Below are 15,418 nucleotides of genomic sequence, written 5' to 3'. Positions count from 1 at the left end.
AGAGGAAACAAGTCAACATCAAAAGAACGCATTCATGAAAGGGAGAGAAATTTTATGTCAAATTTACGTGAAGAAGCCTTAAAGTTGCACAAGGAAAAGCAAGGGAAGCTGGCCGTCCACTCGAAAATTCCAGTACGAGATGCGAGAGATTTAAGCCTTGCTTATTCGCCTGGTGTTGCAGAACCCTGCATAGACATTTATGAAGATGAAAGCAAAGTATATGATTACACGATGAAGGGGAATCTTGTTGCCGTTGTTTCAGATGGAACAGCCGTGCTCGGTCTTGGGAATATTGGCCCGAAGGCTGCCATGCCGGTTATGGAAGGGAAAGCATTGTTATTCAAATCATTTGCAGATGTGGATGCATTCCCAATTTGTTTAGATACCAATGATCCGGATAAAATTGTAGAAGTTGTTAAATTATTGGAGCCAACTTTTGGAGGAATCAACTTAGAAGATATCGCAGCACCGCAATGTTTTGAAATTGAAGATCGCTTACGAAAAGCTTGCAATATTCCTATTTTCCATGATGACCAACACGGGACAGCAATCGTAACGGCTGCAGGGTTAATCAACGCTCTAAAATTGGCTAACAAAAAAATTGCGGATATTCGTGTGGTGGCAAACGGTGCCGGAGCTGCAGGTGTAGCGATTGTGAAGCTCTTGCTGCAAATGGGGGTAAAAGATGTCATCTTATGTGACACTAAAGGGATCATCTATGAAGGACGCTCTGTCGGAATGAATCCGTTCAAAGAGGAATTGGCCCGTATCACGAATAAAGAACAAAAGCATGGGACACTGGCGGATGCTCTTGCAGGAGCGGATGTCTTTGTTGGTGTATCAGCCGCAGGTGCCGTAACGAAAGAAATGGTTCGTTCCATGAACCATCGTCCAATTATTTTTGCCATGGCTAATCCAGTACCGGAAATCATGCCGGAAGATGCAATAGAAGCCGGAGCGCTAGTCATTGGGACAGGACGTTCTGATTTCCCCAATCAGGTCAATAATGTACTTGCGTTCCCTGGAATGTTTCGAGGTGCGTTAGATGTTCACGCAAAAGAAATCAATGAAGAAATGAAGCTAGCGGCTGTTTATGCAATTGCACAATTGATCTCAGAGAAAGACCTCCATCCTGAGTATGTGATCCCTGATCCATTTGATCGTCGGGTAGCTGCCTATGTAGCAGCGGCTGTTGCTAAAACTGCGATAGAAACCGGTGTTGCACAAAAAAATGTAAATGTAGATAAGATCAAAAACAATTTATTAGCACTAGTATAAGTAAATTAAATAAAAAATGGTTTAACTTCACCCTCTACATATCAGTTTACAAGGTTGGTAAGAAGAAGGAAAGTAAGCGGATGATAAGATATGGGACGAGTTTCCGACTATTTAATGATTCAATGGTCATTCTATAGTCAATGCAGTTAGATGATCTATTAAAACTTTTTGAGAAATGCTGAATACTGCCCAAGCAATCGAATTGTAAGATGAAAAACTAAACGAATGATGCCAAATAACAATGGCGCAAATTTTTCGGGATTTATGATTATCACGATTATTTTAAAATAAAAATCGTCCCGTTTTACCCCTTTGGATATGGTCTAAAGGGGTGTTTTTATCGTGGAATATCTAAATTGAAAGATCAATTAAGTAACTGTTGAGTGACTATAAGTTGTTCCGTTAGTAGGCGATATTCTTTAATAAAATGACTGGGATTTTTCCTTTTAATTAAGCAGTTATATCGAAAGTTTAACACTGCTTTTTAAAGGAGACTTTATTATAAAATTACCATAACAACACCATTCATTTTTGTACTTTAAATAAAGGCCTCAAATTTTAGACAAAAAGGCAACCAGAAAATTGACCTTGATGATGTTTCGGATACAGGCTATGTTGAACAACTAATCGAAGATAATGACCTCAGCCCCTTTCCACAAGTTCAAAGTACGGAACGGCCGGATCGTGTCATCGGTGCATTAATGGAAGGGCGAGTAGCAATCCTATTAGATGGTACACCTTTTGCTTTGATTGTTCCCGTTACATTTAGCATGCTTCTTCAAACTCCAGAAGATTATTATGAACGTTGGATTCCTGGTTAAAAAATCTTAATGGTTTTCTTACTAGTTGATTTTGATTTGGTAAACAATTCTATAAAAAAATATGAGAAATTTTTGTTGATTAAACAATACCAATCAGTATGATAGATTTGAATTAAGTTCAGAATGGATTGATTGTAAATTATAATACAAAAAAGAAGCTCACCTTAGTCATTGCTTTCCAATGTATAATCAGGCATCCATTAATTTGGATGCCCTTCCTTTTTATTAAGAGATAACGATTTAATGACAGAATCCTCAATAAACATGATTTCGTTAAATTCTTATATTTGTCCGGGGCTGGAACTGACTCGATTTAAAGTTAAAAGTGTTAGTGTGAGAGCGTGTTCGAAATTTTTCCAAACTGGTCTTTTTTATTCAAAAACGGCAGTTTGGTTAGGCCCTAGTCCAGATTGGGGGATTATATATAGATTAAATACATCATTCCGCTTCTGTGTTTGATGTGTCTCTACACTCCCAGCATTCCGTCCGATTCCTCTCCATAATAGATAATTCCTCTCCACATGAAATGCAAAAATCCATTTCAATCCCCCTTTTCGTGCTTTTTAATAAAATAACCTACCAACTTCCGCTAGTTACTAAGTTGTTAGTTTAATAATAACACGAAATATTCTGACACTTAAAGCTAAAAGAAAAGAAAAAATAGTTTGTAGAAGGATTTTTTGTTTTTCCACTGTTAATCGTTATCTAGGAATCTTAATTTAATGGAAACATATAATTAAGAAAATCTCATTTTCCTCATGGAAGTCGCCTTATTGACTATTAAGATTTTAACTTATTAATGAGTAATTGGATATATTCAGAAGTCTAAAATAAGAAACGACTTCATTTGGAAACGGGGCTCAAGGTAACGCATATTGTTTTTCTTAAAAATTTCTTCTTAGGATCATTAATTAAAAGACAAAAAGTTCCCATTTATTTGTGTGGGAACTTATTTGTGCTCGATATTACAAACAAGTATTAATCTTTTCACAGTACTCCAATCAACTTTCTTAATGGTAAGGTTTTTCGCAGGCTAAATACCTTACAAGGTTCCTTTCGTCAGGGGACGAATGTGAAACAGGTGATCAGCAGCAAGAGCTAGGGAAAAACATGTTCGTTTTTGCCCACGCAAGGGATACCCATCTATTGCATGGAGATGCAAGAAATGAATACGAAAAGATGGCTGCGGAGTTGAATTTTCTAAGAAGTGAAATCTATAATATGGGTGAACAGCTCTTAGCGGAGATACATAAAGAAATTCATCAATTAAAAGGGAAGGCAAAAGAATTAGAATGAGCAAAATTCAAATTAACTTCCATGATATTCGGGATTTTGCCATTCAAATTGAAAAGGCGAAACATCAATCTGATTAAGCTCTCACCCATATTCAATATGATCTTAGTTGCTAGTTTTCCAATATTCCAGGTGTCTCTCCGCAGCGTATTCACCAACTAGAGGAAGAGCCTATTCGCAGCATAAAAAAATATCAGCATTAGCTTAATTAAATCCAGAAGCTCATCGTCCTTACAGAAACCCGAATGAGTGATGCCGAAAAGAAACTGGTTTTAAAAGCGGGTTCGATCGGTGCTCCTAATTCTATAAATAGATCTGGATTGACCACCAATGGATCGTTGCTTTAATGTTTCGTGAAGTCAGCAGCCAAGGGGAATTGAAGAATTTTGTTTAGATAGTGGATATTCGAATGCACAGAAGATATGGAAGAAAAAATTTGGAGAGCCTGATTATTTGCTGAAGGATTATTGGGGTGAGGGGTGTGATCATATGATTTGGAGGAGATGCACTATAGATATGTCCATAATATTTAGTTGATGATTACAATTTCGGTCTATTGTCGAATGTAGTCCATTAAGAAGAATAGATTTATAATGGAGAAAGATATGCAAAAAAAGGACAATTAGAACTTTTTAACCTACATGAATTAATACAAGACCAAAAGACTACACAAATATTGAAGGGGGTTAGCAAATGATATTGGTGAGTTCGTGCTTAGCTGGGTTTGAGGTGAGATATAACGGTACGCATAGTTTAAATAATAAAGTAAATAAACTAGTAGAAGAAAATAAAGCTATTACAATATGTCCGGAATTACTTGGTGGACTTTCAACGCCCAGAGAACCTGCTGAAATAATAGGTGGAAACGGAGAAGATGTGCTGGATGGAAAGGCTAAAGTAGTTGATAAATCAGGAAAAGATGTTACGCAACTTTACATTAAAGGAGCATATGCTACACTCGAAAAGGCTAAAGAAATAAATGCGACTATAGTGGTTCTCAAGGAGGATAGTCCATCCTGCGGCAGTTCAGAGATTTATAACGGCGAATTTATTGGTAAAAAAATTAAGGGGATGGGAGTTACTTCTGCTTTACTAAAAAGAAATGGATTAAAAGTAATGGCTGAAGAACAATTTGCTGACACCTTTCTTTAGTTTTTCAACTAATTGCGTTTCCGTATGAAGCAGAGAATTATTTTAAGGGGGATTAAATGCTTCAGATATTGAAGAAGTCAGGTAATTTGATTATTGTAATACACGAAATCTATGGCATTAATCAACATATAAAGAATTTTTGTGATATATTTTCAAAACAGGATTTTGATGTTATTTGTCCAAACTTATTAGAACGAGAACAACCTTTTGATTATTCTCAAGAGGAGATTGCCTATCGTAATTTTATGGAGAATGTAGGGTTCTCTGAAGCTGTACTTAAAATAAAGAAACTATTATTAGATGTTAAAAATGATTATCAAAAAATATATATTATTGGATTTAGCGTTGGGGCAACCGTTGCTTGGTTGTGTAGTGAGGAAGATTGTCTTGATGGGGTTGTGGCATACTATGGTTCGAGAATTAGGAATTACAAACAAATAGTGCCACTATGTCCTACAGTTTTATTCTTTCCGCAAGTGGAACAATCTTTTAATGTGGATGAGTTAATTTCTAATCTAGATAAAAAGAATATCGAGATACATAAATTTAACGGACAACATGGTTTTAGCGACCCATACTCTACCAAATTTAATGAAAAATCATCCCAAAACGCTTTCAATAAAATGCTAAATTTTTTAAAGAAACATTAATTGAGAAAGTGGATTGCTATTCAACGGGTACTTATCTTCAATAAGACAACTTAAATGATCTTCCATAATCGGGCGCGATTCTACAGTAAGAATTGTGCTTTTGTTTATGTTTCGGGGCCACGATTGTTGAATAAGGTTTTAAAAAAATATCAAAATATCCTTCGATTAATAAGCCTTTTAGAGAAGCGGATGGTTAGCTGGACATGATACAATGAATTTGAAAGGCTTGTTTAAAAAATGAAGGATTTGCTAATTTAAGGAGGAAATGGAATGTTTACATCAGTAAATGATTTCTTAAACGAATGGAAACAAGAAGCAGCAGTCACCCAAAAAGTGCTAGATTCGATGACGGATCAATCATTGAATCAGGAGGTTTCTCCAGGATTATACAGCATTGGAAGCCTGGCTTGGCACATTACTGGAGCAGTTTTCTACTTTCCATCACAGGTTGGATTGAAATTTGAGGATCCTGATCTTCAAAAAGAGGCACCGAAATCTGCTGCTGAAATCAGTGAGACCTACAAAACAGTAAGTCAGCGGTTAACACAAGCATTTTCTGAACAGGTTTCAGATGAAAAAATGAACAAAATGGTAAATTTATTTGGAATGGAAATGCCATTTCAGGCTGTTTTCCGTCTGCTAATTCAACATCAGGCTCATCATCGCGGACAATTGACTGTCCTAATGAGACAAGCTGACTTGAAAGTTCCTGGCGTATATGGTCCTAGCAAAGAAGAATGGGAAGCAATGAATCCTCAAAAGAGCTGATATCGTCATATGCAAAAAGCCGGTGCCTGCCGGTTTTTTGTACTATCAGAATTTAATTATTTCTTAGCTCAGTTTGCGCATCCGAGTATTTTAATCAAGCATGGGAAAATCTCTAAAAAAGAATTACGAAAAACACGCTTTTCTCTTGTGGAGCTACTGTCAGCAATTCGAGCTGCAGGATATCCGAACATACAGGATCTCGATTATGTGATTCTAGAACCAAATGGAGATCTTAGTATATTGCCTACCCGGCTGTTGTTAATTTGAATCCTAGACACTTAAGCATTGAAACGGACTATCAAGGATTGCCGATTGCCGTAATTATCGAAGGGAAAATCCAGCAAAAAAATTTAAGATTCATCCATAAGGATGAAAAATGGCTTCTGGAAGAGTTGCAGCACAAAGGATTTTATCATTTTAACAACATCTTTTATGCGGCTGTCAGTGATAAAGATCATTCCTTAATTATTGACACAGGCAATCAAAACGCTTAATTTACTTTCTTTTTTGCCTCCCATTTACTCCAGCCTTTCAATTCACCTTGGTAAAAATAGAAATTGTATCTATTTTTAAAACAGTTTAAAAAATAAATAGGATTTTCCAACAATAATATCTCGTTAATGTAATAGTTTAGGATATTCCTATTAAATATTTAAAAGAGGTCGTACAAGTATTCAAGTAAGAAGGATTTCTTGGTTGCGCTTGATTGACCGCTTCAATATAAGACAGGATCTTATTAATATACGTTAAAAAATCTCTGGATTTCTTTTGGGTCATTCGTTTTTGTTAATGCAAGCATGGCCAAAATGCGTGCTTTTTGAGGATTAAGTGAGTCTGCTGTAACAAAATTATTTTCATCGTCCGTTTTTTCTCTCGTCACAATACCATTTCCGACATGGCTGGAGCGAATAATAATTACTCCTTTTTTAGCTGCGGCTTTCGCCCCTTCAAGAGCATGATCCGAAATAGACCCATTTCCTACCCCTGCAATGATAATTCCTTTTGCCCCGGCTTTTACAGCCGCATCATAAAAATATCTGTTATCATTTTGATAGCCATAAATAATATCCACTTGAGGCAATTCATCTAGTTTTGTTATATCAAAAACGGATTCCGTCGTATGCTTACGAGTCGGTTCATTATAGAAATATATTTTATTTCCTGCAATTGCTCCCAAATAGCCTTGTTCCTCAGATTGGAATGTATCTGTCGTCGTTGTATTTGTTTTTGTTATATAACGTGCAGAACCAATTCGACCATTAAGTGAGATTAAAACCCCTTTGTTTTTAGCCTCTTCACTAGCAGCAATTTTCACTGCATTATATAAGTTTAAAGGACCATCTGCACTTAAAGCTGAAGCAGGTCTCATTGATCCGACAATGACCACAGGTTTGCTACTTTTTATGACAAGATTTAGAAAATATGCAGTTTCTTCCAAGGTATCTGTTCCATGCGTGACGACAAATCCATCAACCGCTTTCGTTTTTAATAATTCATTTATTCGTTTCGACAACTTTAATAAAATTTTATTATCCATATTTTGACTTCTGATATTGGCGATCTGTTCACCACATACATTGGCTACTTGCTTTAATTCAGGAACAGCATTAATGAGTGTTTCAATACCAAGTACTCCTGCCTGATAACCGGTAGTATCCGTTTTAGATGAAGCAGAACCTGCAATTGTTCCCCCCGTAGCTAAAATTTTCACATTTTTTAACTTTTGATTTTTTGAGGTTGTCTCAGCTTTCTCTTCAATTGGACGATTACTCGCTAAACTATGGGTTGCTGTAATAGATTCTGAAAATACATATAGGGCTATTAAAAAAATGATTCCTCTATACTTTTTTCAAGTACATTTTCGAGTTGCTCCCTCTTTGTTAATTTGTTATGCATTCAAAAAGGACATTTCTGAGTGTTTTTTATCATCTTCGAGTTTCCCTTTAATTATCATCATAGAGTATATTCTGTTCACCATGGGGGGAGATTCATACATTAAACTTTTTAAACCAAAATTCCATTTTAAGTTAGGCAATTTTTTCCTTTTATAAAAATAAATTGCGATGTCATGATATAGAAGTAATTAAAATAAAGGTGAGAGATTCATTCCTCAAATTGATGTAAATCAATTAAATCAAGCAAAAGCAAATGTAACACTTACCCAGGAATTGTTAACAAAAACAATTGAAAAAGCAAATTACGATCCTATCCTCGCCCAGGAAGCGATTAAGTAGGCATCAAACGAAATTTCGTCTGCTTTAACTTCTGTAACCCAAGAACAAAAAACATCTCAAGACAACTCGACAGAACTTAAGAGCTTCTGTTCAGGAATTAAGTCAATTTTTTAATGTTTCTGAGGTTACCATCCGCAGGGACTTAAAAGAATTAGAGGAAGAGAAATTATTTATGGATACAAATACTCCCCCATTATTTGTGGAATATGGAAGACCGCTTACTACTTTCTACAGCAACAAACAACAGAACTTTATGTTTGAAGCAGAATTTAGTAAGCGGTGCAAGGCTCTGGCAATTGCTGCACGCTGCGACATTCCTCCGGATAATTGGCGTGGATATGATATTGCCGATAGTATCGTGCTGTATTTGAATCAACGGTTTTTAAACCAAGACATTCTGTAGTACATGTTCACGCAGAAACAGGGAAAAAGCATATGTTATTAGGGGGATTTGCAGGAAAGATAGAAGGCTATACAACAAGTGAATCGCGGCTTTCATTTTTAATGATGATTGTAAAAGGGGACCTATTGTTCAATTAAAAATACCTGGTTTCAAATTTCTTGACGATATCAAGCATCGAAACGACGATAAGACTGTCAGCAAAATGATTGCAACGGAAACGACCTATGTTAAACTTAGATTATCAGAATTTACCAAATAAACCATACTCGGTATTGTGTTAAAGGGTAGTTCCTTTGAATAAGGTGTTTTAGATAATGAGGTGAAGAATGGATAATCGCTGGAATGAATTAATCTATAAATTGTGGTCCCCTGTCTATGATAAGTTTTTTAATTCAGGACAATTTCTCGAAGCACGAAAAAAGATCTTTCAAGAGGACATGTTTATTAAAAATCAAAATATACTGTTCGTTGGTGTAGGAACAGGAGCTGATTTGGAACTAATTCATCATAATAAATTAAATATTACAGCGATAGACTACTCTACCGAAATGCTTGAAAAGGCAAAAGCTAAATTCAAAGGTTCTACTATACAGTTTTTGAAAATGGATGCTCAAGATATGAGTTTTAAAGATAATCATTTTGATTTAGTGGTTGGAAGTCTTATTTTATCAGTTGTTCCTAATGCAGATAAGTGTTTCAAGGAGATGGTAAGAGTTTTGAAACTCAATGGAGAGATGATTATCTTTGATAAGTTTTCACCGAAAGGAAAAGAACTTTCTCCTTTGAAAAAAGTGGCTAGACCGTTAATCAAATTATTAGGTACTGACATAGGTGTAAACTTTGAGACATTATACGAGAAAAACAAAGGAGCTTTATTCGTGAAAGAGGATAAACCTTTAATGTTTAATGGTATGTACAGAGAGATCATCCTCAATAAAATCAACACATAATAATATTCCGTTTAAGAAGGCAAACAAGGGAAGTCCATTAATAGGAGTTCCTTTTCCAAAATTTTTAAAAGTTTATTGGATTGGTGAGCAGAAGGGACTTTTAATTGTTATGGGAAAAAGGAAGAAAGATCAAATCGATTATTACACAAAATGTGGATGAGGGGAGAGCTGAGGTAACTTAGACAAATTTAAAAGAGATAAATCTCAAAAAAGTACATACATAAAATAGATTTATGTATTTTGTTGCGGGAGTAATGAAACCTGGACTATTAAGTGTAAATAGCACAGGCTAGCCCACCCCGCAATTATTGTGCTCCTATAACGTTAAAATACTCATGAAATGGCTGTAAGCCAGGTTTTGTACTTCCGTACTGCAAACGGCAGCAAGCCTTGTATAAGAAGTAGTAGTCATCTATCTATCGACCAAAGATCGATTCATCCGTTAGGTTCATTTCCCGCAGGATGATGCCCCTACCTAAATTTGGGTTGCTCGCTCGTGGGGTTTACCCGTTCCACCTTTTCCGTTTCCAGAAAAGCCTCGTCACTGTGGCACTTTCAGGTTATTCTCAGCATATCCCGAAGGACTTAGCATGATTTCACCGCCGTCAGTTGGTATTGACCAACTGCCCACTCTTGCGAATGGCACGAACACTACAGGCATCTCAGCACTGTGCGAGCCTGGACTTTCCTCAGCTCCTGTAAAAGGAACCGCGACTACTCACCATTTCATGTTTATCAATTTGTTCAGAAGCGACAATACATACTATATCAGGATTAACAGGATAAATCTTTAGTAGGTTCATTCCATTGTTTCCAACATAGTTGGTATTTTTTCCAAAGGTCAAATATTAGATTTATTTAATAATTACCGTAAAAACAAAAGTTTTATATTATTTTTCCCAAAAATGTGCAAGGTTATTAAAGAAAACCATAATGTTATGATTAGGACTTTTGGACTACCAAAATTTACAGCTATCTTCCATTTGGAGGGCATGATATATTTCTCTTGTAAGTTCTTAACGGAACTTGCGCGTAAGGTTTTATTACAGAGAAGTACTCAAGAGGCTGAAGAGGCGCCCCTGCTAAGGGTGTAGGTCGGGTAACCGGCGCGAGGGTTCAAATCCCTTCTTCTCTGCCATTCTATTATGGGAATGTCTTGGTATCGACAGGGATCGTTTGAGCTTATATTGCGAATCGAGGAATCGACCTCGTTAAAACGATAAAGCCTAATAACTGGCAAACCAAACAACAACTTCGCTTTCGCTGCCTAATAACAGTCGTTAGCGGTTCCTCCTTCCATCGTCCATGTGGCAGGTAAGGGACTCATTCTTAGTGGACTACGCCGAATTCCACCGTCTGAGGAAAAAGGAAGAGATTAACCAGACTAGCTGCTTCCATGCCTGTCAGTAGGCTAAAGAAGTGAGCGATAACTAATTTTACTGACTACACTCGTAGAGGTATAAGTGTCATGATCTTTGCACACGGGTTCGACCCCCGTCATTTCCACTAGATTTTTTTGCGATAGCAAATAACATAGCATTTTTCCGCAGTAGCTCAGTGGTAGAGCGATCGGCTGTTAACCGATCGGTCGTAGGTTCGAGTCCTACCTGCGAAAAGTTTTGTCCAACAAGGACACTAAGAACGGGTCAGGGCGGGAACGCAGCAGCCATCATTAGTGAAATTGTGTGGGCTATTACATAGAACAAAAAGCAAAAACGCTAAACTCAAACAATTCGAGTTTGGCGTTTTATTTTTTGTCTAACAAAATCAAACAGAAGTGGGATCCTTCCGAGGAAAAACTAAATATAAAAGACCTTTATTTCCTAAATAGAAATTAAAGTAAGGGATCAAAGAGGTTATTATTGAACATGAAAAGTGAAGATTTGTGCATGAAAGGAATGGTTTCTACATAAACATTTGTGGAAAAATCGATAGCAAAACATTATTTAATAAAAGGAAGGGGAAACTTATGAAACTAAACCATCTCAATCTTACGGTGACCGATGTAAAATTGGCTAAAGAGTTCTTGGAGAAATATTTTAATCTGCAAATAAAGCATACTCGTAGTGATTCGTTTGCATTACTGCATGACGATAATGGGTTAGTTCTCTCCTTGATGAAAGGCATTCAAGCCAACTATCCAAAGACCTTTCATATAGGTTTTATCCAACCTAGCGATGATCAGGTGAACAAGATTTATCAACGTTTGAAGGATGATGGCTTTGATGTAAAACCCCCACAAAGAGCACACGGGTGGACATTTTATGTTCAAGCACCGGGTGGATTTACTGTTGAGGTACTATCTTTTGAAAGCCTTTAAAAGAGCATTTATCTACACCCTGACTTGCGGGATGTCCCAAGAATTAAAACTCTGTATTTTTCAACTGAAAAATGCGCCTTGACTATTACGCAAGTCCCCTTACAACTCTAAGCATCATAGGAGTAAACTGGAGATAGGAAACTAAAAATCCATTTATAGTTTCCGCGGTATAAAATGTATACGAATCGGAGGATATGATGGAGGATCTCAATCGAAACCGAATCATCCAGGCTGCTGATGAACTCTTTAATAAACGGGGCTATAAGAGTGTGACGATTAGCGACATCGCTGAGAAATTGGGCATGAGTAAAAAAACCATTTATCAATACTTCTCAGGAAAAGAGGAAATTGCAACATCTGTCATTGAGACCGTCTTCAGACGAATATCTGTGCAATTTGACACACTCAAGCAAGATGATGATCATCCAATCGCTGAACTTTGTGCTTCATTGGAGCAAGTCAAGACTGAAGTCGCTCGTTTGCATCCTCTCTTCTTGGAAGATATACAAAAGCTTTTGCCAGATTTATGGCAAAAGGTAGAGGAATTTCGTGCCCAAAGAATTTTGCAAATTGAATCTTCCATTAAAGAAGCTCAAAAGATGGGAGCGGCAACGGATGTAGATGCACGTTTGGCAACAGTGATTTTTTTGGAAACCGTACAATCTCTGATCAGACCAGATACACTATCACGACATGGCTTCACCGCAAGTGAAGCACTTGGCGCACTGATTGACATTTTTATTAAAGGAATTACACAAGTTCCTCATAAGTAATATGAATCAGTAAGCCTTTAAACACTTAATTTTTTTCAAAACTTGAAAATACAAACGAGTTCCGTGGGTATTCGTACCGAAAGGGTGAAAAAAATGAATCATTTCGTTTTGTATTTCAACGAAATCAATCAATCATCATTGCCGCTTGTCGGAGGCAAAGGGGCGAACCTTGGGAAATGACGAAAGCAGGATTCCTTGTTCCACAAGGGTTTTGTGTAACCACTATGGCGTTTCAAACATTTGTTCAAAATAGTCAAGAGATGAATAGATTCTTTGACCAACTTGACCACATCCAACCTGACAATTTAAAAGAAATTCGTTTATTAGGTCAACAAATACGCAATCATTTAGAACATTTATCGATTCCAAAGGAGATAGAGATAACAATAGTAGAGGCGTGGAATGATACGGGAAAGGATAAAGCTTATGCGGTTCGATCCAGTGCAACAGCAGAAGATTTACCGAATGCTTCGTTTGCAGGTCAACAAGAAACATATCTAAACGTGTGTGGCCAAAAGCAACTCCTTGATTCCGTTAGGAAATGTTGGGCGTCCTTGTTCACTGATCGGGCGATCTCTTATCGAGCTAAAAATGGATTTGACCATCGTCAAGTATTTTTGTCTGTGGTTGTTCAGGAAATGGTTTTTCCGGATGTTTCGGGCATCCTGTTCACAGCGGATCCTATATCAGGGAATCGAAAAATCGCTTCCATAGATGCCAGTTTTGGTTTGGGAGAAGCTTTAGTATCCGGGCTGGTGTCGGCGGATTTATATCAAGTCCAAGGAGGTCAAATCATCCGAAAGAAAATCTCCGAGAAAAAAATTGCCATCTACTCTATACCAGAAGGGGGAACCGTCACAAAAGAATTGCCACCAGAAGAACAAAAAGCACAAGCATTGTCTGATGACAGAATTGTTGAATTAGTAAAACTGGGAAGAAAGATTGAGTCCCATTATGGCGTGGAACAAGATATTGAGTGGTGCTTTGCGAATGGAAAATTTTATATCGTTCAGAGCAGACCAATCACATCCTTATACCCAGTTCCCATCTTTTCAGATAACCAGCTTCACGTTCTAGTGTCGGTGGGGCATATTCAAATGATGACCGAAGCGATTAAACCTTTAGGGATATCCATCTTCGAGACCATCATTCCCATTGCTTGCCAGGCTGGCGGAAGAATCTTTGCAGATATGATACCGGTTTTTTCAATCAAACCATTGCGTAAAAGAATTCCGCTTGTATTGGATCACATGGATGAGCAAATCGGCGCTGGCCTGAAAGAAGTAATGGAACGTTATGGAAAAGAAATTCCTTTTAAAAAACGGGTTCCCATTTGGAAAATCGCATCATTTGCCTGGCAAGTGATTATGACCATCATCAGAAATTTGCTGTTTGCGGATCCTGTACAGGGGAGAAAAATAGCTACAGATTTCCTAGAAAAATCAGTTCAAATAGGCAAAGAAAAAATTTTGAATACCTCAAAAGAAAATAGGATAGAAGCAGTTAGGCAGGATTTACGCAAATTACTTCCAAATGCTGTATTTAAAATTGTGCCATATTGGGTTTCAAGTGTGATTGCTTCAACGATGATCAAGAGGGTGTTAGATAAATGGTTAAAAAATAACGAACTCATTCATCGATTGGAAAGGTCAATGGCGGGAAATGTCACCAGTGAACTTGGGTTGATGATCGGGGATTTAGCTGATCTTGTTCGCCGGCATCCACAACTGGCAGCCCATTTACAGTCAAGGACGGACGAGAATTTTTATGAGGGTCTTGATGAAGTGCCTGGTGGTCGTTCTTTTCATCAAGAGCTTGATCGTTTTATGAAAAAATTCGGGATGCGATGTCCTGGGGAAATTGACATTACCAGACCCCGTTGGCGTGAGGTGCCGACTACATTGATTCCTCCGATTATGAGTCATCTGAGGACGGTGGAGGCTGGTGAACATCGAGAGAAATTCAATCAAGGGGCAAAAGAAGCGGAAGAGGCTGCAATGGAAATCATTGAGCAAGTCCGCAAACATAAAGGCAAGCTGAAATCAAAAATTTTGTCACGATTTATAAAAGTCTATCGTGGTTTGGGCGGATTGCGGGAGCATCATAAATATCTTTTAGTTCAGTATCTGGATATTTACAAACGGGCCATTTTACTTGAAGCGAGTGAGCTTGTGAAAAATGGTGTATTAAGTGAAGAGTCCGATGCATTCTATCTTTCTATAAATGAATTGCATGAGTTAACAACTAATGAGTTTAAAGGAAATGTTGGAGAATTGATAGAAGAACGAAAGAATCAATATAATCTAAACCAAAAACGAACACCGCCAAGGGTGATGACAAGCGATGGCGAAATCATTTCAGGCAAACGCCGTGAAGTGGATGTACCTGAAGGTGCCTTAATTGGTACTCCTGTCTCATCTGGTATTATGGAAGGATACGCGAGGGTAGTTCTTCGACCAGAGGATGCAACATTGAATGCAGGAGAAATCATGATTGCGCCCTTTACTGATCCCGGTTGGACACCACTGTTCCACTCCGCAAAGGCGCTGGTCATGGAGGTAGGTGGCATGATGACACACGGAGCCGTCGTAGCACGTGAATATGGTATTCCAGCGGTGGTCGGTATCGATCGTGCCACGGAAATAATCAAAAATGGTGCTTATATCAAAGTAGATGGAACTCAAGGTTACGTACAAATCCTGAGGGAACCTGGCAATCAGAACTACGATTGAAGATTGCATTTCGGTTTTAAAAAGTAAGATGTTTTAATTGGTAT

General features: G+C 37.5%; 13 protein-coding genes, 2 tRNA genes, 3 other RNA genes and 3 pseudogenes. 19 read left to right on the top strand and 2 right to left on the bottom strand.

Going from position 1 to position 15,418, the window contains the following annotated elements:
- Positions 1-54 precede the first annotated feature (54 nt).
- The 9 genes and pseudogenes from ystJ (at position 55) to J2Y67_RS10165 (ending at position 6,456) form a co-directional block, all read left to right on the top strand.
- The gene (ystJ, locus tag J2Y67_RS10205; protein WP_310173505.1) at positions 55-1,278 is read left to right on the top strand and encodes an NADP-dependent malic enzyme; all 1,224 of its coding nucleotides are present in this window, start codon (positions 55-57) and stop codon (positions 1,276-1,278) included.
- Positions 1,279-1,853: 575 nt separating this feature from the next.
- Positions 1,854-2,096, top strand: a pseudogene (locus tag J2Y67_RS10200) (spore germination protein); the annotation flags it as partial.
- 1,113 nt (positions 2,097-3,209) lie between these two features.
- Positions 3,210-3,395: a hypothetical protein gene (locus J2Y67_RS10195; RefSeq protein ID WP_310173499.1), complete on the top strand. Its 186-nt coding sequence runs from the start codon at positions 3,210-3,212 to the stop codon at positions 3,393-3,395.
- A 366-nt stretch (positions 3,396-3,761) separates the two neighbouring features.
- A pseudogene (locus J2Y67_RS10190) lies at positions 3,762-3,929 on the top strand (GNAT family N-acetyltransferase); the annotation flags it as partial.
- Positions 3,930-4,085: 156 nt separating this feature from the next.
- Positions 4,086-4,544: a 2-thiouracil desulfurase family protein gene (locus J2Y67_RS10185; protein ID WP_310173498.1), complete on the top strand. Its 459-nt coding sequence runs from the start codon at positions 4,086-4,088 to the stop codon at positions 4,542-4,544.
- A 56-nt stretch (positions 4,545-4,600) separates the two neighbouring features.
- Entirely contained in the window at positions 4,601-5,194 is a 594-nt protein-coding gene (locus J2Y67_RS10180; protein WP_310173496.1) for a dienelactone hydrolase family protein, read from the top strand.
- A gap of 270 nt (positions 5,195-5,464) precedes the next feature.
- Positions 5,465-5,962 carry a DinB family protein gene (locus J2Y67_RS10175; RefSeq protein ID WP_310173494.1) on the top strand — a complete coding sequence of 166 codons (498 nt, stop codon included), beginning with the start codon at positions 5,465-5,467 and terminating at the stop codon, positions 5,960-5,962.
- A 9-nt stretch (positions 5,963-5,971) separates the two neighbouring features.
- Entirely contained in the window at positions 5,972-6,229 is a 258-nt protein-coding gene (locus J2Y67_RS10170; protein WP_310173492.1) for a YetF domain-containing protein, read from the top strand.
- Positions 6,226-6,456, top strand: a complete 231-nt coding sequence (locus J2Y67_RS10165; RefSeq protein ID WP_310173490.1) for a YetF domain-containing protein — start codon at positions 6,226-6,228, stop codon at positions 6,454-6,456. Before J2Y67_RS10170 ends, J2Y67_RS10165 begins: the two co-directional genes overlap by 4 nt.
- Before the next feature lie 242 nt (positions 6,457-6,698).
- On the opposite strand, the gene J2Y67_RS10160 is transcribed toward J2Y67_RS10165, so the two are convergent.
- Positions 6,699-7,796: a type II asparaginase gene (locus J2Y67_RS10160; RefSeq protein ID WP_310173707.1), complete on the bottom strand. Its 1,098-nt coding sequence runs from the start codon at positions 7,794-7,796 to the stop codon at positions 6,699-6,701.
- A gap of 572 nt (positions 7,797-8,368) precedes the next feature.
- Between J2Y67_RS10160 and J2Y67_RS10150 the strand changes: the two genes are divergently transcribed.
- The 3 genes and pseudogenes from J2Y67_RS10150 to J2Y67_RS10140 all read left to right on the top strand — a co-directional run bounded on the left by J2Y67_RS10150 (position 8,369) and on the right by J2Y67_RS10140 (position 9,549).
- The gene (locus J2Y67_RS10150) at positions 8,369-8,599 is read left to right on the top strand and encodes a hypothetical protein (RefSeq protein WP_310173488.1); all 231 of its coding nucleotides are present in this window, start codon (positions 8,369-8,371) and stop codon (positions 8,597-8,599) included.
- Positions 8,600-8,747: 148 nt separating this feature from the next.
- A pseudogene (locus tag J2Y67_RS10145) lies at positions 8,748-8,858 on the top strand (IS1595 family transposase); the annotation flags it as partial.
- A 67-nt stretch (positions 8,859-8,925) separates the two neighbouring features.
- On the top strand, positions 8,926-9,549 hold the full coding sequence (locus J2Y67_RS10140; RefSeq protein ID WP_310173486.1) for a class I SAM-dependent methyltransferase: 624 nt from the start codon (positions 8,926-8,928) through the stop codon (positions 9,547-9,549).
- A gap of 342 nt (positions 9,550-9,891) precedes the next feature.
- Here J2Y67_RS10140 and rnpB read toward each other — a convergent pair.
- Positions 9,892-10,275, bottom strand: an RNA gene (gene rnpB, locus J2Y67_RS10135) — RNase P RNA component class B.
- 321 nt (positions 10,276-10,596) lie between these two features.
- Here rnpB and J2Y67_RS10130 point away from each other — a divergent pair.
- From J2Y67_RS10130 to J2Y67_RS10100, 7 genes are all read left to right on the top strand, one after another.
- A tRNA-Ser gene (locus tag J2Y67_RS10130) sits at positions 10,597-10,687 on the top strand.
- 9 nt (positions 10,688-10,696) lie between these two features.
- Positions 10,697-11,058, top strand: a transfer-messenger RNA (tmRNA) gene (gene ssrA, locus J2Y67_RS10125).
- 34 nt (positions 11,059-11,092) lie between these two features.
- Positions 11,093-11,164: transfer RNA gene (locus J2Y67_RS10120), tRNA-Asn, on the top strand.
- Between the two features lies 1 nt (position 11,165).
- Positions 11,166-11,248, top strand: an RNA gene (gene ffs, locus J2Y67_RS10115) — signal recognition particle sRNA small type.
- A gap of 270 nt (positions 11,249-11,518) precedes the next feature.
- On the top strand, positions 11,519-11,869 hold the full coding sequence (locus J2Y67_RS10110; protein ID WP_310173484.1) for a VOC family protein: 351 nt from the start codon (positions 11,519-11,521) through the stop codon (positions 11,867-11,869).
- A gap of 197 nt (positions 11,870-12,066) precedes the next feature.
- Positions 12,067-12,642, top strand: a complete 576-nt coding sequence (locus tag J2Y67_RS10105) for a TetR/AcrR family transcriptional regulator (protein WP_310173482.1) — start codon at positions 12,067-12,069, stop codon at positions 12,640-12,642.
- A gap of 176 nt (positions 12,643-12,818) precedes the next feature.
- The gene (locus J2Y67_RS10100) at positions 12,819-15,374 is read left to right on the top strand and encodes a phosphoenolpyruvate synthase (RefSeq protein WP_310173480.1); all 2,556 of its coding nucleotides are present in this window, start codon (positions 12,819-12,821) and stop codon (positions 15,372-15,374) included.
- The last annotated feature ends 44 nt before the right edge of the window (positions 15,375-15,418 follow it).

Source organism: Neobacillus niacini, assembly GCF_031456445.1.
Taxonomy (GTDB): domain Bacteria; phylum Bacillota; class Bacilli; order Bacillales; family Cytobacillaceae; genus Neobacillus; species Neobacillus niacini_I.
Note: the sequence above shows the minus strand (reverse complement) of the source record. Positions and strands in the feature narration are given on the sequence as shown.